This is a genomic window from Pseudomonas sp. TE21394 (assembly GCF_054057835.1).
Map to the genome: position 1 here is coordinate 4,896,329 of NZ_JBSRZR010000001.1, position 20,394 is coordinate 4,916,722.

Sequence of the window (20,394 nt, forward strand, 5' to 3'; positions counted from 1 at the left end):
CCGCTACAATGCCTGCCTAAACCGTGCCAGCCCGAACCTATAAAGACATGTCCCTTCCAAAGAACCACCTGGAACTGCTCAGCCCTGCCCGTGACGTCGCCATCGCCCGCGAAGCGATCCTGCACGGCGCTGACGCCATCTATATCGGCGGCCCGAGCTTCGGCGCGCGCCATAATGCCTGCAACGAAGTCAGCGATATCGCCGGACTGGTCGAGTTCGCCCATCGCTACCACGCACGCGTCTTCACCACCATCAACACCATCCTCCACGACAACGAACTGGAACCCGCGCGCACGCTGATTCACCAGTTGTACGACGCCGGCGTCGACGCCCTGATCGTGCAGGACCTGGGCGTGATGGAACTGGACATCCCGCCGATCGAGCTGCACGCCAGTACCCAGACCGACATCCGCACCCTGGCGCGAGCCAAGTTTCTCGACCAGGCCGGTTTCTCCCAGCTGGTCCTGGCCCGTGAGCTGAACCTGCAGCAAATCCGCGCCATCGCCGCCGAAACCGATGCCGCCATTGAATTCTTCATCCACGGTGCGCTGTGCGTGGCCTTCTCCGGCCAGTGCAACATCTCCCACGCGCAGACCGGCCGCAGCGCCAACCGTGGCGATTGCTCCCAGGCCTGCCGCCTGCCCTACACCCTGAAGGACGATCAGGGGCGCGTGGTGGCTTTCGAGAAGCACCTGCTGTCGATGAAGGACAACAACCAGACCGCCAACCTGCGCGACCTGGTCGATGCCGGCGTGCGCTCGTTCAAGATCGAAGGCCGCTACAAGGACGTGGGGTACGTGAAGAACATCACCGCCCACTACCGCAAGGAACTCGACGCCATCCTCGAAGACCGCCCGGAGCTGGCCCGCGCCTCCAGTGGTCGCACCGAACATTTCTTCGTGCCCGACCCGGACAAGACCTTCCACCGTGGCAGTACCGACTACTTCGTCACCGACCGCAAGGTCGACATTGGTGCCTTCGATTCGCCAACCTTTACCGGCCTGCCGGTGGGCGTCGTGGAAAAGGTCGGCAAGCGTGACCTGCAGGTAGTCACCGAAGTGCCGCTGACCAACGGTGACGGCCTCAACGTGCTGGTCAAGCGCGAGGTGGTGGGCTTTCGCGCCAACATCGCAGAGCTGCGCGGCGAGTTCGAGGAAGATGGCGAGAAGCGCTACCGCTACCGCGTCGAGCCCAACGAAATGCCCGAAGGCCTGCACAAGCTGCGGCCCAACCACCCGCTGTCGCGCAACCTCGACCACAACTGGCAGCAGGCCCTGCAACGCACCTCGGCCGAGCGCCGGGTCGGCGTGCAGTGGCATGCGGTACTGCGCGAGCAGCGCCTGGCGCTGACCGTCACCAGCGAGGAGGGAGTGAGCGCGCAGGTGGCATTGGACGGCCCGTTCGGCCCGGCCAACAAGCCGCAGCAGGCGCTGGAGCAGTTGCACGACCTGCTTGGCCAGCTGGGAACCACCATGTACCACGCCGACAGCATCGAACTGGACGCTCCGCAGGCGTACTTCATCCCCAACTCGCAGCTCAAGGCCCTGCGTCGCGAAGCCATCGAGGCCCTGACCGCAGCACGGGTGCAGGCGCACCCGCGTGGCGGGCGCAAGGCCGAGACCACCCCGCCGCCGGTGTACCCTGAGTCGCACCTGTCGTTCCTGGCCAACGTTTACAATCAGAAAGCCCGCGACTTCTACCACCGCCATGGTGTGCAGCTGATCGATGCGGCCTACGAGGCTCATGAAGAGCACGGCGAGGTGCCGGTGATGATTACCAAGCACTGCCTGCGTTTCTCCTTCAACCTGTGCCCCAAGCAGGCCAAGGGCGTGACCGGCGTGCGCACCAAGGTGGCACCGATGCAGCTGATACAGGGTGACGAAGTGCTGACCCTGAAGTTCGACTGCAAACCGTGCGAAATGCATGTCATCGGCAAGATGAAAAGCCACATCATCGACCTGCCGAGCCCAGGCAGCGCGGTGGCCCAGGTGGTCGGCCACATCAGCCCTGAAGACCTGCTCAAGACCATTCCGCGCGGGCCGCATTGACCTGGCTTGCAAGCGCCCCTGCAAGTAGGCCCGGTCTCCGGCACCGGGCAAGCCGCCCGTTCAGCGTATCTGGTGCTTGTGCAGCAAGCGATAGAACGTCGGGCGCGAGATGCCCAGGACCTTGGCTGCCACGCTCAGGTTGTCACTGTGCCGGTTGAGCACGTCGCAGAGGGCCTGGCGCTCGGCCCGGTGCTTGTACTCCTCCAGCGTGCCCAGTGGCGATCGGGCCTGGTCGGGCGTTTCCAGGCCCAGGTCCTGCGCCTCGATTTGCCGGCCTTCGGCAAGTACCAGCCCGCGGCGAACCCGGTTGGCCAGCTCGCGAACATTGCCCGGCCAGTCATGCCGGCCCATTGCCGCCAGCGCGTTATCGCTGAACGAGCGCGGGCGGCGCCCGGTTTCCGCGCTGTAGAGCTGGGCAAAATGGTTGGCCAGCATGGACAAGTCGCCATGCCGGTCGCGCAACGGTGCGGTTACCACCTGCAGGACGTTGAGCCGGTAGTACAGGTCCTCACGGAAACGCCCTCGCTCGATGGCCCTTTCCAGGTCCACGTGGGTGGCCGCAAGCACGCGCACATCCACCGGGATCGGCTGGCTGCCCCCCACCCTTTCGATGTGCTTTTCCTGCAGGAAGCGCAGCAGATTGGCCTGCAACTCTAGCGGCAGGTCACCAATTTCATCGAGGAACAGCGTGCCACCGTGGGCGGCTTCGATGCGCCCGATCTTGCGCTGGTGGGCACCGGTGAAGGCCCCCTTTTCATGGCCGAACAATTCCGACTGGATCAGGTGCTCAGGGATCGCCCCGCAGTTGATGGCGATGAACGGTTGCTCGCTGCGCTGCGACTGGCGATGCAGGGTGCGGGCGACCAGCTCCTTGCCGGTACCGCTTTCCCCGCGAATCAATACCGGTGACTCGGTAGGCGCAAGCTTGCCCAGCAGCTTGCGCAATTCGCGGATCGGGCGGCTGTCACCGAGCAGCTCATGGGGGGTGTCGTCCACCCTGCGCACACCCCTGCCGCGCAGGCGGGCCATGCCGAAGGCACGGCCCAGGGTGACCTGTACCCGGGAAACGTCGAACGGCAGGGTGTGGAAGTCAAAAAACCACTCACAGACAAAATCACCGACCGCCGGCATGCGCAGTTGTTCGGCGCTGAGCACGGCAATCCATTCGGTATTGCTGCGTTTGATCAGGTCCTTGACCGCATCCGGGTGCCTCAGGTGGCCGGCCTGCAAGCGCAGCAGGCCCACATCGCACGGGTGATCCAGCGCGGCCCCGAGCATGCAGCTGTGTACATCCCAGCCTGCGATACGCAGGCCTGGCAACAAACGGTGGCAATCATCGCAAGGGTCAACGATGAGCAAACGGCGTTGGGCAGCTGGCTGTTGCATGACCGATCCTTGGCGCCAGTTTTTGGTTTTTTGAAATAAAACAGCAAGTTGTGGCGCCCGATTAACAGTAGCAACGAAGTTGACAGTTCCCAGTACCGTCTGTCTGTCGAATTATTTTTTTACAATCTGCCATGGGAATTTTCGCATTTTATCGACATCACATGGCGGCGAGGGCAGTAATGGAAGCCCGCCCTGCAAAAAATTTACAACGCCTGTGTGACTTGCCCCCGGACATAGAGCATCAGTACACATAACCCCGCGCTGCAGTTCGCGACCATTGAGGCGACTTCCAGGCAACGCGGACTTTATCTGGATGTTTGGGACCAATAGAGAGACCGAACCATGAATGCCCCGCTCCGTGTCAACGAAGCACTGCTGATTGCCGACCACGCCTTCGAACCCTTCCAGTGCGTAGCCTGGGATGCACCCAACGGTACTGGTGAGCTGAGCCTGGCAGTGATCGACCGGACCAGCACCCGCATCGGCAGCAAGCAAGTGTCGTCGCGCATCTATTCCGACCCGGCCCAGTGGGCCAGCCTGCTCGAGGAAGTGCGCGCAGAACTGAGCGAAAAAGGCTACGACCTGCAACCGTGGTCGATGCCGAAATAATATAAGCCGGTCAATCAAGTGCGTGCGCCAGTACGCACTTGGACAAATTAGCCAGTTGCTGTTCTGGCATGTTTCCTGTTGCGACATAGTGTCGCGCAAGCCGTTTTCAATCCACGATTCTGAACTGTTGCAAGTGCTGATAATCCGCTTGCAGTTGTTCTGCCAGGCGCTGAGCGCGGCCCAAGCGCACCGGCGCCAGCTCCATATCTACCAGCAATGTGGCACATGGCATCGGCTGCACGCCGTTGCAGTGCTGCAGGCGGCCATCGGTGAACACCAGGCAACGCTGCGCTTCATGCGGGTGGGCGCGTTGCCGCGCCTGCAGCCAATGCCGGGCCTGGGCCAGCGCTGCGAGCAACGGCGTCCCGCCACCGGCCCCCAAGGCTTGCAACCATGGCTGCAAGGCGGCCGAAGCCTTCAGGCCATGGCGCTGCCATTGCGGCGTATGCCCGCTGGCAGTCAGCAGGGCCAGCCGGGCGCGCTGGCGGTATGCCTGGTCGAACAACGTCGCCAGCAGCCCTTTGGTCTGCGCCAGCGCCTGGTAACGCCGGGTCGAGGCCGAGCTATCGACGATAACCAGCCACAACTCTGCGGGGCGAGCCTGGCGCTGCTGCCAGCACAGGTCCTGGCGCAGCCGTGGCCGGCCCTTGAGCAGGGTCGGCAGCCAGGCCACCCGGCCGCTGTCGGCAGTGCGCGCTCGGCCCGTGCGGGCACCGTCCTGCTTGCCTGCGCCTGCTTTGGCATCCGGCCCCTTGGCGGTTGACTGGGGGATGCTCAGGGCTTTTTTGCCCAGTTCGGCACCTCACGGCGGGCGCCACTGGCGACCGGCTGTGCCGGCAACGCCCCCCAGTCACCCTGCCCGCCCTGCTCACCCGACTGGCGGGCATCTTGTGGCAGGGGCTGCTGCTCTGCCTGGGGTGGCGAAGATGGGCTGGCCTGAGGCGTGACCCGGCGGCGGTGGCGCAAGGCAAACTCTGCCACCGCCTCGACGTCGGCTTCTTCGATGGCTGCGCCGCCGCGCCAGGCGCAGTGAGCGCGTGCAGCCCGCAACCAGACCAGGTCGGCGCGCAGGCCATCGACCCCGGCGGCATAGCAGCGCTCGGTGATCCAGGCCAGCGCCTGGTCGTCCAGGGCAATTTCGGCCAGGGCCTGACGAGCGGCCTGGCAGCGTTCGCGCAATTGCGCCTGAGCCTGGGCCCATTGCGCGCAGAAGGCTTGCGGGTCAGTGTCGAACGCCAGGCGGCGACGAATGATCTGCTGGCGCGCCCCGGGCTCGGGCAAACCTTCCAGGGCCACGTTCAGGCCAAAGCGGTCGAGCAATTGTGGGCGCAGTTCGCCCTCCTCCGGGTTCATGGTGCCGATCAGTACGAAGCGCGCATTGTGCCTGTGCGAAATGCCGTCACGCTCGACGCGGTTGGTACCGCTGGCCGCCACGTCGAGCAGCAGGTCGACAAGGGTATCGGGCAGCAGGTTGACCTCGTCGACGTACAGCACGCCGCCGTCGGCCTGGGCCAGCACGCCCGGGGAAAACTGCGCCTTGCCCTGGCCGAGCGCGGCATCCAGGTCGAGGGTGCCAACCAGGCGTTCCTCACTGGCCCCCAGCGGCAGCGTGACGAACGGCCCCCCACCCAGCAGGTCAGCGAGGCCACGGGCCAGGGTGCTCTTGGCCATGCCACGCGGCCCCTCGATCAGCACACCGCCGATCTTCGGGTCGATGGCGGTCAGGCACAGCGCCAGTTTCAGCTCGTCGGCACCGACCACGGCAGCCAGCGGGAATTGCACGGGTTCACTCATTTCAAGCCTGTTCCTCGCCGTCGAGCAGTTGCTCCTCGAGGGCTTCGCGGTAATCGCCCGGCGCCTGCCACAGGCCACGTTGCTGGGCCTCCAGCAGGCGCTCGGTAAGGTCGCGCAAGGCCTCGGGGTTGTGCTCGCGCATGAAGTCGCGGGTCGCCGGATCGAGCACATAGGCATCGGCCAGCGACTGGTAATGATGGTCGTCGATCAGGTGCGTGGTGGCATCGAAGGCAAACAGGTTGTCGACCGTCGCCGCCATCTCGAACGCCCCCTTGTAGCCATGGCGCTTGACCCCGTCGATCCATTTCGGATTGAGCGCACGGGCGCGGATGACCCGGTTCAGCTCTTCCTTGAGGGTACGGATGCGTGGTCGGTCGGCCTGGCTGTGGTCGCCGTGATAGCTGGCCACGGCCGTTGCCGAAAGGGTTTCCGACGCCGCCAGCATGCCGCCCTGAAACTGGTAATAGTCGTTGGAGTCGAGCAGGTCATGCTCGTGGTTGTCCTGGTTCTGCAACACCGCCTGCACCCTGGCCAGGCGCTGGGCGAACTGGGCGCGGGCCGGTGTCCCGTCGTCGCTGGCACCGTAGGCATAGCCGCCGTGGTTGAGGTAGACCTCGGCCAGGTCTTCGCGGCTGTGCCACAGGCGCCCGTCGATGGCGTTCTGTACCCCGGCGCCGTAGGCCCCGGGCTTGGCGCCGAACACCCGCCAGCCGGCCTGGCGTGCGGCCTGCGCGGCATCCAGCCCCTGCGCCTGCAGCGTGGCACGCTCGCTGCGCACGCGGGCGGCCAAGGGGTTGAGGTCGTCTGGCTCTTCCAGCGCGGCGACCGCCTGCACCGCAGCATCGAACAGGCGGATAAGATTGCCGAAGGCATCGCGGAAAAACCCGGAAACGCGCAACGTCACATCCACCCGCGGGCGGTCGAGCAGGCTCAACGGCAGGATTTCGAAATCGTCGACGCGCTGGCTGCCGCTGGCCCATACCGGACGCACGCCCATCAACGCCATGGCCTGGGCGATGTCGTCGCCACCGGTGCGCATGGTCGCCGTGCCCCACACCGACAGGCCGAGCTGGCGCAGATGGTCGCCGTGGTCCTGCAGGTGGCGTTCGAGGATCAGGTTGGCGGAAGCGAAGCCCAGGCGCCAGGCCGTGGTGGTGGGCAAGTTGCGCACATCCACGGTATAGAAGTTGCGACCGGTGGGCAGCACATCCAGGCGCCCACGGCTGGGCGCACCACTGGGCCCGGCAGGCACGAAGCGCCCCGCCAGCGCGGCCAGCAAGCCACTGATTTCAGCGTCACCGCAGGCATCCAGGCTGGGGGCCACCGCTTCGCGCAGGGCCTGCACCACGTCATGCACCGGCTGCCATTCGCCCTTGTCCGGTAGCCGTGCAGTGCCATCCAGTGCCTGCTCGATCACCTGCAGCGCCAACAGCTCAAGACGCTCGCGGGTGTCGCCACAGGTGCGCCAAGGCTCAGCACTGATGGCCAGCAGGCGCTCGGGACGCGCCCCCTGCCATGGCTGGCCGAGGTCGCAATCGAGCGGGTCGAAGCCCGGCACCAGCGCCTTGGCCAGGGCGCGCAGCAGGCTGGCATTGCCGCCGCGCCCATCGCCTCGCTCGACCCGTAACAGCGCCAGCAAGGTATCCAGGCGCAGCCGCCCTTGCGGCGACTGGCCGAACACATGCAAGCCATCACGAATCTGCGATTCCTTCAGGTCGCACAGGTAGGTGTCCAGGCGCGGCAGCCACACGGCAGCGTCGTCCAGCTGCCCTTCCAGTTGCAGCTCGCGGTCGATGTGGTTGGCCTTGACCAGTTCGAGGATGTCGCGCTGCAGTTCGCGTGCGCGCCTTGGGTCGAGCAGTTGCGCTTCATAGAATTCATCGGCCAGCTGCTCCAGGTGGCGCAAGGGGCCGTAGGTTTCGGCGCGCGTCAACGGCGGCATCAGGTGGTCGATGATCACCGCCTGGGTGCGCCGTTTGGCCTGGGCACCCTCGCCCGGGTCATTGACGATGAACGGGTAGATGTTCGGCAGCGGGCCGAGCAACGCGTCCGGCCAGCACTGTGCCGACAAGCCGACGCCCTTGCCGGGGAGCCATTCGAGGTTGCCGTGCTTGCCCACGTGGATCACCGCGTCGGCGGCAAAGGCATGGCGCAGCCAGAAGTGAAACGCCAGGTAACCATGCGGCGGTACCAGGTCGGGGTCGTGGTAGACCGCGCTGGGGTCCACCTGGTAGCCGCGTGCCGGCTGGATGCCGACGAAGGTCAGGCCGAAGCGCAGGCCGGCGACCATCAACCGGCCACTGCGGTACATCGGGTCCTGCTGCGGCGCCCCCCAGCGCTCCAGCACCGCCTGGCGGTTGGCTTCGGGCAGTCGGTCGAAGGCGGCCTGGTAGTCGGCCAGGCTCAGGCTTTGCGCACAGGGGCGCAGATCCAGCTGGTCGAGGTCATTGGTCACTCCACCCAGCAACAGCTGGATCAGTTGCGTGCCGCTGCCCGGCAACTCCGCCAGGGGGTAGCCCTCGGCCCGCAGCGCCTTGAGGATGTTCAACGCAGCCGCTGGCGTATCCAGACCGACGCCGTTGCCAATGCGGCCATCCCGGGTCGGGTAGTTGGCCAGCACCAGGGCCACGCGCTTCTGGGCATTCGGCAGGCGCGCCAGCTCGACCCAGCGACGGGCCAGCTCGGCGACGAAATCCATGCGTTCGGGGTGGGCGCGGTAGCAGACCACGTCGGACTGGCTGCGCTCGCTGCGCCAGGCCAGGTCCTTGAAACTGACCGGACGCGTGATGATGCGCCCGTCCAGTTCCGGCAAGGCAATGTGCATGGCCAGGTCGCGCGCGCCAAGGCCCTGCTCGCTAGCTTCCCAGCCGAGCTGGTTATCTTGGGCGCAAATGGCCTGGAGTACTGGGATGTCACGGCGGAACGGGCGCAAGTTGGGCCGTTCGGGGCTGGACAGGGCAAAGCCGGTAGTATTGACCAGCACCTCGGCGTCGACCTCGTCCAGCCAGGCTTCGACCTGCTCCAGGCACGCGCTTTCCTTCAGGCTGGCCACGGCGATCGGCAGGGGGTTGAGCTCGGCGGCCTGCAGCCGCTGGCAGAACACGTCGATGAACGCGGTATTGGCCGCCTGCAGGTGCGAGCGGTAGAACAGCAGCGGTGCCACCGGCTGTTCGGGATGCCACTGCGGGTACCAGTCCTGCAGCGTGGCGCTGCCCTTGGCCGGGTGATACACCGCAGTGCGCGGCAAGGGCTGTGGCTCGTCCCACGGATAGTCGCGGCCCAGCCACTGGCTGGCCAGGCAGTTGAACAGGTTGATGGCATTGGCCTTGCCGCCCTGGCGCAGGTAATGCCAGAGGCGCTCGGCCTGCTCGTCGCTGACGGTGCCCAGGCGGGTCAGCTCCGGGTCCGGGCGATCATCGCCCGGCACCAGGATCAGCTGTACGCCACGGGCAGCCAGCTCGACCAGTTGCTCGACACCATAGCGCCAGTAACCCACGCCACCGTGCAGCGACACCAGGATGAGTTTGGCATGGCGCAGCACCTGGTCGACGTACAGGTCGACCGAGGCATGGTTCTGCACCTGCATCGGGTTGGCCAGGCGCAGGCTGGGAAAATCCTCGGGCAACAGCTCGGCGGTATCAGCGAGCAATGCCAGGTGCGAATCGCCGCTGCAGAGGATCACCAGCTCGGCGGGGGTCTGGCCAAGGTCGGCAATGCTGTCATCCGGCACGAAGCCGCCGGGCTGGGTCCGCAGCAGGTGCATGGGTCAGGCGCCCAGGGCCTGGCGCAGGCGTGCTTCCAGACGGGCAGCGTCGAGGTCCTGGCCGATCAGCACCAGGCGGGTGATGCGTGGCTCGTCGGCACGCCAGGCGCGGTCGAAGTGCTTGTCGAAACGGGTACCCACACCTTGCACGAGCAAGCGCATCGGCTTGCCCGGGATGGCGGCGAAGCCTTTGGCGCGCAGGATGCCGAAGTCGAACACCAATTGGGTCAGGGCATCGAGCAGCAGGCTTTCGTCGGCCTCTGGCAAGTCGATCGAGATCGAATCGAAGGCGTCGTGGTCATGCTCGTCATGGTCATCGCCATCATGGTGCGCATCGTGGTGGGTGCGGCGGCCATCGATGTGCGCCTCGGCTTCGGCGCCCACGCCCAACAGCACGTCCAGTGGCAGCTTGCCGCTGCTGGCTTCGATCACCTTGACTGCCGGTGGCAGTTCTTCGGCCACTTCGGCGCGGACCTTGGCCAGGCCCGCAGCGTCGATCAGGTCGGCCTTGTTCAGCACCACCAGGTCGGCGCTGGCCAACTGGTCGGCGAACAGTTCGTGCAGCGGCGACTCGTGGTCGAGGTTGGGGTCGAGCTTGCGCTGGGCATCGACCTGCTCCGGGTAGGCGGCAAAGGTGCCGGCGGCCACCGCTGGGCTGTCGACCACGGTAATCACCGCATCGACGGTGCAGGCATTGCGGATTTCCGGCCACTGGAACGCTTGCACCAGTGGCTTGGGCAGGGCCAGGCCGCTGGTTTCGATGAGGATATGGTCGAGGTCGCCGCGGCGTGCCACCAGCTCGCGCATGACCGGGAAGAACTCTTCCTGCACGGTGCAGCACAAGCAGCCGTTGGCCAGTTCGTAGACCCGTCCGCTGGCTTCCTCCTCGGTGCAACCGATGCTGCATTGCTTGAGGATTTCACCGTCGATGCCCAGCTCGCCGAACTCGTTGACGATCACCGCGATGCGGCGGCCCTGGGCATTGTCGAGCATGTGCCGCAACAAGGTGGTCTTGCCCGAGCCGAGGAAGCCGGTGACGATGGTGACGGGAAGCTTGGCCAGTGTTTTCATGTCGCATTGCCCTTGGCAGATTGGCGCGGGCATGCAGGACGACAGCCGCAGGCCAGGCCAGCCGGGCTTGTTCGCCACCGGATCACCCCGCCCGGTTGAAAGTCGAAAACGTGACGAGGCAGGTCTCCTGGCTTGCACCACTCCAGTTGCACGCCGCTGCGGCAGGCTGGCAGGACGACGCCTTCCCGCGCGCTGGCGCAGTGGCTGTGTCGATCCGTTGTCGATGCTTACAGTTGCGGGGGCAGCCGCGGCTCGTACCGCGTTCCCGTCTTAGCTTCGGCCTGGCCGAAGAACCTCGAAGTGGCAAGGCTACGCAGTGGTTGGCGGGTGGTCAACCATTGGCTCGCCGCGATTCTTTTGGCGCCTGTGAGATCGAGCGCCGCCCGCGCGGCGCTCGATCTCACAGGCGCCGATAATAATATGACAATCACCTTGCAGCCTCGATGCAGTACCTGCGCCTGCAGCACCCGCAAACAATGCATCGCAGGCTGTCAATTCGTGACTGGCCGTTCCCGATCTGCCGCGGATGTATTATGGTGGCGTGGTGCGCGTATAACAGCAGCCCGATCGATTGGGCACTTGCAAGACAATGAGGGTGTCATGAGCAACGAAAGCATTAACTGGGACAAGCTGGGTTTCGACTACATCAAGACCGACAAACGCTACCTGTCCGTATGGCGCAATGGCGAGTGGGACAAAGGCACCCTGACCGAAGACAACGTGCTGCACATCAGTGAAGGCTCCACGGCCCTGCACTACGGCCAGCAATGCTTCGAAGGCCTCAAGGCCTACCGCTGCAAGGACGGTTCGATCAACCTGTTCCGCCCGGACCAGAACGCCGCGCGCATGCAACGCAGCTGCGCCCGCCTGCTGATGCCGCAGGTGCCGACCGATGTGTTCATCGAGGCGTGCAAGCAAGTGGTCAAGGCCAACGAGAAGTTCGTCCCGCCACATGGCAAAGGCGCCCTCTACCTGCGCCCGTTCGTGATCGGCACCGGTGACAACATTGGCGTGCGCACCGCCCCGGAGTTCATCTTCTCGATCTTCGCCATCCCGGTTGGCTCGTACTTCAAGGGCGGCATGAAGCCGCACAACTTCCAGATTTCCAGCTTTGACCGCGCGGCCCCGCAAGGCACTGGCGCGGCCAAGGTCGGTGGCAACTACGCCGCCAGCCTGCAGCCGGGCGCTGAAGCGAAGAAAGCCAATTTTGCCGACGCGATCTACCTCGACCCGCTGACCCACACCAAGATCGAGGAAGTCGGTTCGGCCAACTTCTTCGGCATCACCGCCAACAACGAATTCGTCACCCCGAAATCGGCCTCGGTACTGCCGGGCATCACCCGCCTGTCGCTGATGGAACTGGCGCAATCGCGCCTGGGCCTGACCGTGATCGAAGGCGATGTCGAGATCAACAAGCTGGACCGTTTCGTCGAAGCTGGCGCCTGCGGTACTGCTGCGGTGATTACCCCGATCGGCGGCATCGAGTACAACGGCAAGCTGCACGTGTTCCATGACCTGGAAAAGGTCGGCCCGATCACCCAGAAGCTGTACAACGAGCTGACCGGTATCCAGAGCGGTGATATCGAAGCACCGGCTGGCTGGATCGTCAAAGTCGCCTGAAGCGCCTTGGTGGAATGAAAACGGGGCATGCCAGCAATGGCATGCCCCGTTTTTGTTGCATTCATGGAACTTGCGCGCTCCTACAGGTTTCGTGTCGGGCTGGTGAGTTGTACAGCACGGCGCTGCACGAACAGGTGCCGAGCCCTGTCGAACACCCAGTTGTACAGCACGGTGTAGGGCAGGATGATCACGAAGAAACCCAGCTCCACCATGAACGCCTGTACCAGTGAAATGTCCAGCATCCACGCCGCCAGCGGCAGGCACCAGACCACCAGCCCCGCCTCGAAACCCAGGCCGTGCACAAACCGTGCACGGCCTGTCCAGTGGATCCGCTCAAGCCGCACATGGCGATCGACCAGTGCGTTATAGAACATGTTCCACAGCATCGCGATCAGCGACAGCATCACCGCCAGCGTCCCCGTGGTTGCCAGCGACTTGCCCATGACCCATGACAGCAGCGGCGCACACAGCAGCACGGCGAACACTTCATAACCAACGGCATGAACCAGGCGTTCAATGAGAGAAACGTTTTTCATGGCAAAGCCCATCATGTTTGCGTGAGTCGTGCTTCCCATTTTCTTTGCTAAAACTGATACTCGCGACATAGCTACCATCGGTTTTATCAATACTATGCGCTACTCACCCGAAGCTCTGCTCGCCTTTGTCGAAGCCGCATCGCTGGGCTCGTTCTCTGCGGCCGCACGCAAGCTGCGTAAAAGCCAGTCCACCATCAGCATCGCCATCGCCAATTTCGAGGCCGATATCGGCTGCCCATTGTTCAACCGCAGCGGTCGCCACCCGACGTTGAACCAGGCGGGCCGACAAGTGTTGAGCCATGTCGAGGCGATTCTCGATGCCAGTGCCCAACTTGATGCCTTGGCGATACGGCTGTCGGAAAATGTCGAGGCGCTGGTGTCCGTGGTGATGTCGGACAGTTACAGCGTCACCTTCCAGGGCGCGCTGATCGCCCGCTTTGCCGAGCGATATCCGCATACCGAGCTGCGCTGCGGGCCGTCAGAAGATGCCGACGTGATCGAATTGATCCAGCAGGGCCTGGCACAGATCGGCATTCTGGCCGCGCAACCTGCATACCCCGCCGATGTGGCCGTCGCCCGCTTGCCGGAACAGGCGGAGTTCGGCGTGTACGTAGCCAGCGGTCACCCGCTGGCGGACCAGGCCCCGTTGCAGATGCGCCACCTCGAAAGCACACGGCAGCTGTACATCAAGACCTATGCCCCCAGCCTGCATCAAGGCCGCGGCCAGGCCTGGTCGGCGCCGGATTACCTCACCCTGCTGGAGTTCGCCGTGCGCGGATTTGGCTGGGCCGAACTACCCAGGGCGCTGGTGGCGCGGTTTGGCGATGGGTTGGTGGAACTGCCGGTGGCCGGTTACCCACGGCGTGTCGCCATGGATGTGGTCTGGTCAGGCCGCCAGGCGCTGGGGCCTGCGGGGCAGTGGCTGGTGGGGCAGATGCTGGGGCAGTAGGCTACTCTCGCCGGCACGCAGCCAGCCCGCACCGGACGCTAAACCGAAAATTCCTACAACGTTTTAGGAAGCCCGTTGCTCCCCCGCGAAAACGTTCCTCGCTAGTGTTCTGACCGTTGCGTCAATCACTGGAAAAGGAACTCCTCATGAGCATCAGCAAAGCCATCCACATCGCCATGCAGGAAGAGGAAGCCCGCAAGCGCCTGGAAGAGCGTTACGACGAAAGCGCCCGCGCCGCGTTCCAGGCCGATTACGACCGCGAGCTGAAGCGCTGGCAGTCGATGATCGACCAGGTCGGCAAGCTGTATGCACGGCACTACGCCGCGCGCGAGTTTCAGCAGATCGGTTATTGCGACTATGACGCGGCAGACCCTGTTTCGGTCGAATATTTCATCCAGATGATGGCGGCCTGCCTGGCCGGTGGCCCCAGCGAACCCCTGCCTCAGGAAGGTCAACCGCTCGGGATGACCTAGCATGTCTGGCAGCAACTGCTGGAGGACGAGCAGAGCCTGCTGTACCAGGCACTTCTGGCCAAGCACCAGGGGCTGATGCAGCAAGTGGTCGCTGCGCTGTCCGGGGACGACTTCGGCAAGGTGCACGACATCATCAAGGGCATCGCCGGGACGGCCGACGGCCAGCTGTTGATGATCAAGCCGATCCAGGATGCCGTCGGCCAGTTGCTGGCCGCGACCAACAGTGCGGGGAACGCACTCAGCCAACACCTCAGTGAACGGACCAGGACGCTGATCGGCCATGTGCATCGCTCGGCATTTGCGCTGTTCGCCGGGCAGCAGGTGATCCCGTTCAGGCTCTCGCTGACCCTGGGCGAATACATGAGCCTGCTCGACGAGGCCGTGCAGGCCCGCACCGAGGCGTTCTTGCAGCAGATCGACCAGCAGTTTCGCGATCCCCTGGGGCGCAAGGTGCGGGCCATGGTGCTGAGCGGGGCGATCAATATCGCCGCGCCGGGTAATCGCAACCAGATGATCGAAGTGATGCTGTGGACGTTCGAAAGCGCCGAGAGCTTGCAGGCGCGGCTGGTACAGCTGCGGGAGGGAGCAGCCGGTGGTGTCGGGGCGCTGGTACGGAATATCGCGATAGGTGCAGGTACGCTGCGTACACAGGTCACGGATGGCTTGAAGATCAGTTCACTGGCCGCGCAAAGCGTGGCCAGCGATGCCATGCGCAGCCTGCGCGATGCCGCCGCCAGTGGCGGCAGCGTCAGCCTGCTGTTTGCCCTGGGCAGCCTGTGGTTTCATCAGGACAGCCTGGGCAGGAACTATCGGGCATTGCAGGAAACGCATCAGAACAACCCGGAAGCGCTGGCGGCGATCTGGTCTTCGTCGCTTGGATTGTTGGGGGTTGGGGTTGAAGTGGCTGGGGGTGTTGTTGCGGTAGTACGCCCGAAGATACCGTGGCCTAAGACAGTAACTGCGGCATCACTAGGGAGCAGCCTGGCCAAGTATGGCGGTGCAATTACGGCGATCGCAGGAGTCATGGATGGTGTGCAGTACGCACATGCTGCGATGAGAACAACACGGACTGGAGACTCAACATCTTCCCGAAGATATAAAGCTGCGGCTGTGATTTCTGTCGTTGCGTCGGGTGCAGGTGTCGCTGCGGCGCTCACCGGGTTATTACTTCCTGTCGCCGCGGCGGCTATTTTGGGCCTTATGGCATACACACTCGTAACATCAGCCAAAAAGCTCGAATCGTCCGCAACGGAATTATGGGCTCGCCATAGTAGGTGGGGTTTGCCTTCAGAGCATCGGCGTTTGATTGATGCAAAAGATCTAGATTCGGCGATCGGTTCGCTCAATGCTGCCACGCTCGGATTAACAGCCGAGGCCGCATTTGAAATTCACCTTGGCTCAGAGGTCAATCACAACACTCCAGCCCCTATCAGCAGTGATGACGCTTCGGTACCGGCGCACTACAGACTCAACTACGCCATGAAACTGCCAAACTTCTGCAAAAATAAGTCATACTACTAATGGCAGATGACACTACTTCAATCAGGCGAATACGGAAAAACAGCTACACTATCAAGTGAGCACACTAACGCGGAGCCTTTCGTCTCTATAGAAAATGCTGAAAGCATACTGATCAACCCGGAATCACCACACTCCTTATATATCGACTCACAGACGAGTACGCTGCGCATCCAAGATTCTCTACCCCTTACAAACAACCACAACATTCTCTCGATCGACCTGACACTCACTTACTGGCCAGATAAAAACGACAGCTCGACGCAAGCCAAAATAATCTTCAGGGAAAACAGACTTAACAGCCTGAGGCCGTTTCCATGAACCGCCCACTGCTTAACCCCCCTTGCCCTGGATGGATGAAGGACCTACCTGCTCCTGAGGAGGCTATTTCATTTAAAGCAGCAGTAGGCAGCCAGGTACCCAATCATCAATGCCCTCTATACTTGGAATTACCGAGGCGCACATTCAACTTCAGACATTTACTCATGATTTATTCCTTGCTTACAGCCTTGGCTACACTGCAGTTACCCAGCCTCATCGTTGACAGCATACATCATAGTGATTACGAAACTGCACTGATGTGCGTATTGGCAGCCACCCCTGGATTATGGGCTTCCCTCTTCATGTTTCGACTCAGTACTTCCGCACCGAGAGATGAACCCATCCGCTTCAACAGAGCTCGCGGGAAAGTCTATGCCTACAACTTTAGATACCGATGGTGGAATCCCTTCGGAGAATGGAAGGTTGTTCCCGTGAGCTACGACTGGTCACAGGCACGTGCAGAGCTCTGGTGGCGCAACGCAGCTCTTCCTAACGGAGGGTACTTTTTCAACAACGGCGTTGTGCTATCCATCGTGGAGCCTGGCACGAATAATGTCATAGACCGCTTCCATTTAAGTTTCATGGGCGCCAATGAGCACGTATGGGCCTACATTTGCACCTACATGCAAGAAGGCCCCTCAGCCCTGCCACCAGCCGGCGAACCCAAAGACCACAACGACGTGCTTTGGTGTGAATTCGCCCTACGTTTAGCCCCCAAGGTGAACTGGCCAGCCGACATGGACCTGGAATCGCGAACCGCGCCCTGAGCTGGCATCGGACTCGATCGCTCAATCCTCCGCTGGCACCTCCACCCCCTTCCAGCTGTCATCCGGGTCGAAGCGCTTCATCTGCCTGGCCAGGTGGTCACCGTTCGGCCCGAGGTCTTTCTCGAACACCTCGCCGCGATCAGCAGGGCAGCCTTGAAGTCATCCACGCCCAGGCGTGCCGGTATGGGGCGGGCGGCATCCCGCAGCATGCGTTCGCGCAACACTTCCAGGCCGTCCTCATCCAACGCCAGGCTGCCCTCGCCGGCCTGCATGCGGGCCCAGCAACGTACGGCTGCGGGTACGCTCGGTCCAGGTGCGCAACAGGTAGATGACCGCATCGGCCAAGCCCCAGGCCAGGTCGCAGCCGAACGCGGCAATCAGCATCAGCCGGGCATCTTTGCGCCCCGCCGTGGCTACGCTCAGTGAGCCGATGAAAGTCATGGCCATCAACAGCCGAAGATCACTTTGGTAATCCGGTCAATCGGCTCCAGTACTCCCCATCTGCGCGGTTGCTCGCCTTGCCCCATCAGGCCCTCCCGGTTCCGCAGGAACCATCGATAGTCACTATCGAGAACGGCAATTTCTGCCCGATGGCCTGGCCGAATACCCTGGCTCCATCGACTTGACCTTCACCACACCGGTCCCTGGAGCTACCCGATGAACACCCTGGCCCGCCTGCTGTCCGCCACCCTTGCCACTGTTGCGATTGCCAGCGCCAGCGGCTGTGCCAACCACCCCGAACTGCGCCCCTACAGCGTCGAAGAAACCCGCCAGCTGCAACTCGAAGCGCTGCAACGGCGTGGCCTGTCCCTGGACGATTACGAGCAGCAGCGGCGGATGATCCAGCGTGCCGGCAGCCTGCCTGTGGTGACCGAAGCCGCCGACCGCGACGGTTCGAGCAACGGCTGAACGGGCCCGCCAGAGGTTCCCTCCGTCCTCGCGCAGCGGTATGCTTCACCGCTCAAGCACAAGCCTTCCAGGATGGAGACCATGACCAGGCCCCTTCTGTTGTTGGGTGCGGCACTGCTGTTCTGCCCTGTGCTGCTGGCCCAACAGATCAAACGCGAACTGGGCGAATTCGACTTCACCCTCGGCACCACCCCCTCTCGCAGCATGGCCCAAGGGCTGATCTCCCCCACGCCGATCGGTGCATTCCACGGTGGCCTCGACTTCAGCCACCCCAGTGGCTGGTACCTCGGCCAATACGCCCCAAGTATGGGCGTGTCAGCTGATTCCACCCTGCGCCTGGACAGTTACCTCGGCTACAAGCAACGCTTCGACAGCAGCCTGGGCTACGAAGTGGGGTTGATCCAGTATAGCCAGCCAAACATCGCCGGCCCCGACAGTTATGCCCTGTACGGTGGGGTGTCGGTACTGGGAAGCCGGTTCGGTGGCGCGCTGCGCGACAGTCCTGATCATCGCACCGGCACGCTGTTCGCTGATTTCGGCCAATTGCCGCTGTTCGGCGTCGACCTCACCGCCAAGCTCGCTCATCACCGCCTGGGCCAGCCCTTCACCCTTGGCGATGGCAGCCAGGTGAACGGCTTTTCCGATTGGTCGTTGGCGTTGTCCCGGCCCTGGCTTGGCATTGACCTGGACCTGATCTACAGCGACTCCAGCCTCAGTGGTGGCGCTTGCGATGCGTATTCTGGCAGCAACACCTATTGCGACAGCATGGTCACGCTGAAGGCGCAGCGCAGGTTCTTCTAGGGTTTTCGCACCAGGGCCAGGGCAATGCCGCCAAGTACGACGACGCATGCTAGCAGCAAGCGCAAAGACACCGTTTCACCGATCAAGGTAACCCCGCCCAGTGCAGCGATTACTGGCACGCTGAGCTGCAAGGTTGCCGCCTGCTGTGCACTGACCTGCCTGACCACGCTATACCACACCGCATAGCCCGCACCCGATGCCAGCACGCCAGAGCCCAGGGCATACAACAAACCCAGCGGGGCCAAGTGCAGGTCGCTGCCCAGCAACAACATCGGTGCCAGCAGTGCCAGGCACGGCAGGCTCCGGGCGAAATTGCCAGCAGTGTCCGCCAGCGGCCTGGGCGAGCCTTTGCCGAGTAGCGAATACACCCCCCAGGATACGCCGGACGCCGCCATCAGCAAGGCACTGGCCAAGGGGGGCGCTGCGCTGCCGGGTAACAGCAGCAGCAAAAGGCCGGCAAAGGCAATCAGCATGCCCAGCAACATCCGCGCGGTGATCCGTTCACCTGTGTACCAGGCGAAACCGAACATGGTGATCTGCACTGCACCGAACAGCAGCAACGCACCAGCGCCGGCGCCCAGTTGCAGGTACGCGGCAGAAAACAGGAATGCATAGATAAACAAGGCCAGGCCGCCTCGCCAACTACCGCCCATGGCCAACGCGGGCTTGCGCAGGCGGATCAACATCAGCAGGAACAGTGTGCCGCTGGCCAGCCGCACCACCGTGAAGGACGCCGGGTCGATGGCGCCGTCCTTCAGCGCCAGGCGACAGAACACCGAGTTGGCGGCAAAGGCCACCAGGCTGAACAGTGCGGGCCACAGCCAGGGCCGGGCCTTGCGGTGGTAGAGCGTGGTGGTGCCGGTGCTCATGGTGTGGTCACCTCTGAGAAGGAATTGTTGTTATAGCGGACATGCTGATATGACCAGCACCGATATACAACAGCCTTTCACTTTGCCGGCACCTACGTAGGGTGCTCTACAACGCTGCCACCGCCTCGATCTCCACCAGCATGCCGTCCAGCGCCAGCCGCGCTACCGGTATCAGCGTACAGGTCGGTTTCGGGTGGGGGCCCCAGGCCCTATCAGCCTCGGCGACCCACTCACGCAGGCGCGTTTCCGAATGGTCGACGATCAACAGCGTCAGTTTGAACACCTGGGCCAGGTTGGCACCTTTCGCGCCTAGGGCTATCTCCAGGTTGGCCAGCGCCTGGCGTGCCTGCTCGGCGAACAGCGGCGACAGCTGCCCGTCGCGGTCTTCCCCGCCCTGGCCGGCGATGAACAGCAGATGGCTGCCGGCCCGGACCTCGGCGACATGGGAATAGGCATTGTCGCTGGGGTCGTACAAGCCTTCGGGATTGCTCAGCTGGAACGCGGTTGAATGGGTCACGATAAGCCCTCGATCAGTGAAAGAGTGGCGCAGTATCAGACCTTGAGTTAACTAGAGGTCAAGTGCGATGCACAGCACGGTGCGCACGCGGCGCAGGCACCCGTGGGCCACGCGTGTGTCTGCACGGTGGCTGCTACGGGCTGGATTGCATCAGGCGCCCCCGCGCCTGATGCCGATCAGCTTATTTTTCCTCCAGCACCACCCTGCCCTTCACCGCCCGCGGCCCACGCCAGGCCCAGAACAGCAGGCCGGGGAATGGCGCGTAGACCACGAACACAATCCACAGCATCTTGCGCTCGGCGCGCCGGTCACTGCCGATGATGTGCCAGATGGCCCAGATTTCCAGCACGATCACCAGCATGGCGACGATGAACCAGATCGTTCCGATTTCCATGAGCATCCTCCCAATGGCATGTACTGCTTTTGGTTGCGGGGGACGCCAA

General features: G+C 63.3%; 19 protein-coding genes, 1 pseudogene and 1 riboswitch. Of the genes and pseudogenes, 9 read left to right on the top strand and 11 right to left on the bottom strand.

Annotated features, from left to right (window positions below):
* The first annotated feature begins 47 nt into the window (after positions 1–47).
* On the top strand, positions 48–2,048 hold the full coding sequence (locus tag ACVWZT_RS22460; RefSeq protein ID WP_457471500.1) for a peptidase U32 family protein: 2,001 nt from the start codon (positions 48–50) through the stop codon (positions 2,046–2,048).
* Positions 2,049–2,108: 60 nt separating this feature from the next.
* Here ACVWZT_RS22460 and ACVWZT_RS22465 read toward each other — a convergent pair whose 3' ends face one another.
* A complete protein-coding gene (locus ACVWZT_RS22465; RefSeq protein ID WP_296229813.1) occupies positions 2,109–3,434 on the bottom strand; it encodes a sigma-54 dependent transcriptional regulator in 1,326 nt (441 codons plus the stop codon).
* Between the two features lie 342 nt (positions 3,435–3,776).
* Between ACVWZT_RS22465 and ACVWZT_RS22470 the strand changes: the two genes are divergently transcribed.
* On the top strand, positions 3,777–4,043 hold the full coding sequence (locus ACVWZT_RS22470; protein ID WP_225777562.1) for a hypothetical protein: 267 nt from the start codon (positions 3,777–3,779) through the stop codon (positions 4,041–4,043).
* A 106-nt stretch (positions 4,044–4,149) separates the two neighbouring features.
* Here ACVWZT_RS22470 and ACVWZT_RS22475 read toward each other — a convergent pair whose 3' ends face one another.
* From ACVWZT_RS22475 to cobW, 4 genes are all read right to left on the bottom strand, one after another.
* Positions 4,150–4,716 carry a vWA domain-containing protein gene (locus tag ACVWZT_RS22475; protein WP_296229815.1) on the bottom strand — a complete coding sequence of 189 codons (567 nt, stop codon included), beginning with the start codon at positions 4,714–4,716 and terminating at the stop codon, positions 4,150–4,152.
* Positions 4,717–4,817: 101 nt separating this feature from the next.
* Complete coding sequence (locus ACVWZT_RS22480) at positions 4,818–5,837, bottom strand: ATP-binding protein (RefSeq protein ID WP_296229816.1); 1,020 nt, start codon at positions 5,835–5,837, stop codon at positions 4,818–4,820.
* A 1-nt stretch (position 5,838) separates the two neighbouring features.
* A complete protein-coding gene (gene cobN, locus ACVWZT_RS22485; protein ID WP_457471503.1) occupies positions 5,839–9,600 on the bottom strand; it encodes a cobaltochelatase subunit CobN in 3,762 nt (1,253 codons plus the stop codon).
* A 3-nt stretch (positions 9,601–9,603) separates the two neighbouring features.
* Positions 9,604–10,671, bottom strand: coding sequence for a cobalamin biosynthesis protein CobW (gene cobW, locus ACVWZT_RS22490; protein ID WP_457471504.1), 1,068 nt, complete (start codon positions 10,669–10,671; stop codon positions 9,604–9,606).
* A 100-nt stretch (positions 10,672–10,771) separates the two neighbouring features.
* Positions 10,772–10,984, bottom strand: a riboswitch (cobalamin riboswitch).
* A 287-nt stretch (positions 10,985–11,271) separates the two neighbouring features.
* On the opposite strand from cobW, the gene ACVWZT_RS22495 reads away from it, so the two are divergent.
* Positions 11,272–12,291 (top strand): branched-chain amino acid aminotransferase, encoded by a 1,020-nt coding sequence (locus ACVWZT_RS22495; protein WP_457471506.1) that lies wholly within the window; start codon positions 11,272–11,274, stop codon positions 12,289–12,291.
* 80 nt (positions 12,292–12,371) lie between these two features.
* On the opposite strand, the gene ACVWZT_RS22500 is transcribed toward ACVWZT_RS22495, so the two are convergent.
* Entirely contained in the window at positions 12,372–12,827 is a 456-nt protein-coding gene (locus tag ACVWZT_RS22500) for a multidrug/biocide efflux PACE transporter (RefSeq protein WP_457471508.1), read from the bottom strand.
* Between the two features lie 94 nt (positions 12,828–12,921).
* Here ACVWZT_RS22500 and ACVWZT_RS22505 point away from each other — a divergent pair, with 94 nt between their 5' ends.
* The 4 genes from ACVWZT_RS22505 (at position 12,922) to ACVWZT_RS22520 (ending at position 16,855) form a co-directional block, all read left to right on the top strand.
* Positions 12,922–13,776: a LysR family transcriptional regulator gene (locus ACVWZT_RS22505; RefSeq protein WP_457471510.1), complete on the top strand. Its 855-nt coding sequence runs from the start codon at positions 12,922–12,924 to the stop codon at positions 13,774–13,776.
* Positions 13,777–13,922: 146 nt separating this feature from the next.
* Positions 13,923–14,249, top strand: coding sequence for a hypothetical protein (locus ACVWZT_RS22510; RefSeq protein WP_457471511.1), 327 nt, complete (start codon positions 13,923–13,925; stop codon positions 14,247–14,249).
* A 75-nt stretch (positions 14,250–14,324) separates the two neighbouring features.
* Positions 14,325–15,770: a hypothetical protein gene (locus tag ACVWZT_RS22515; protein ID WP_457471512.1), complete on the top strand. Its 1,446-nt coding sequence runs from the start codon at positions 14,325–14,327 to the stop codon at positions 15,768–15,770.
* A gap of 575 nt (positions 15,771–16,345) precedes the next feature.
* Positions 16,346–16,855, top strand: a complete 510-nt coding sequence (locus tag ACVWZT_RS22520; protein ID WP_457472136.1) for a DUF6708 domain-containing protein — start codon at positions 16,346–16,348, stop codon at positions 16,853–16,855.
* Positions 16,856–16,876: 21 nt separating this feature from the next.
* Here ACVWZT_RS22520 and ACVWZT_RS22525 read toward each other — a convergent pair.
* Together ACVWZT_RS22525 and ACVWZT_RS22530 are read right to left on the bottom strand one after the other, a co-directional pair.
* Positions 16,877–16,990, bottom strand: a pseudogene (locus tag ACVWZT_RS22525) (DUF2950 family protein); the annotation flags it as partial.
* A 102-nt stretch (positions 16,991–17,092) separates the two neighbouring features.
* Entirely contained in the window at positions 17,093–17,302 is a 210-nt protein-coding gene (locus tag ACVWZT_RS22530; protein ID WP_457471513.1) for a hypothetical protein, read from the bottom strand.
* A 210-nt stretch (positions 17,303–17,512) separates the two neighbouring features.
* Here ACVWZT_RS22530 and ACVWZT_RS22535 point away from each other — a divergent pair, with 210 nt between their 5' ends.
* Positions 17,513–17,764: a hypothetical protein gene (locus ACVWZT_RS22535; protein ID WP_296232139.1), complete on the top strand. Its 252-nt coding sequence runs from the start codon at positions 17,513–17,515 to the stop codon at positions 17,762–17,764.
* Between the two features lie 81 nt (positions 17,765–17,845).
* The gene (locus ACVWZT_RS22540; protein ID WP_296232138.1) at positions 17,846–18,565 is read left to right on the top strand and encodes a TorF family putative porin; all 720 of its coding nucleotides are present in this window, start codon (positions 17,846–17,848) and stop codon (positions 18,563–18,565) included.
* Here ACVWZT_RS22540 and ACVWZT_RS22545 read toward each other — a convergent pair.
* From ACVWZT_RS22545 to ACVWZT_RS22555, 3 genes are all read right to left on the bottom strand, one after another.
* Positions 18,562–19,434, bottom strand: coding sequence for a DMT family transporter (locus ACVWZT_RS22545; protein WP_457471516.1), 873 nt, complete (start codon positions 19,432–19,434; stop codon positions 18,562–18,564). The genes ACVWZT_RS22540 and ACVWZT_RS22545 overlap by 4 nt on opposite strands.
* Before the next feature lie 106 nt (positions 19,435–19,540).
* The gene (locus tag ACVWZT_RS22550; protein WP_296232134.1) at positions 19,541–19,951 is read right to left on the bottom strand and encodes a RidA family protein; all 411 of its coding nucleotides are present in this window, start codon (positions 19,949–19,951) and stop codon (positions 19,541–19,543) included.
* A gap of 181 nt (positions 19,952–20,132) precedes the next feature.
* Positions 20,133–20,345, bottom strand: coding sequence for a PLD nuclease N-terminal domain-containing protein (locus ACVWZT_RS22555; RefSeq protein ID WP_296232132.1), 213 nt, complete (start codon positions 20,343–20,345; stop codon positions 20,133–20,135).
* Positions 20,346–20,394: the final 49 nt, after the last annotated feature.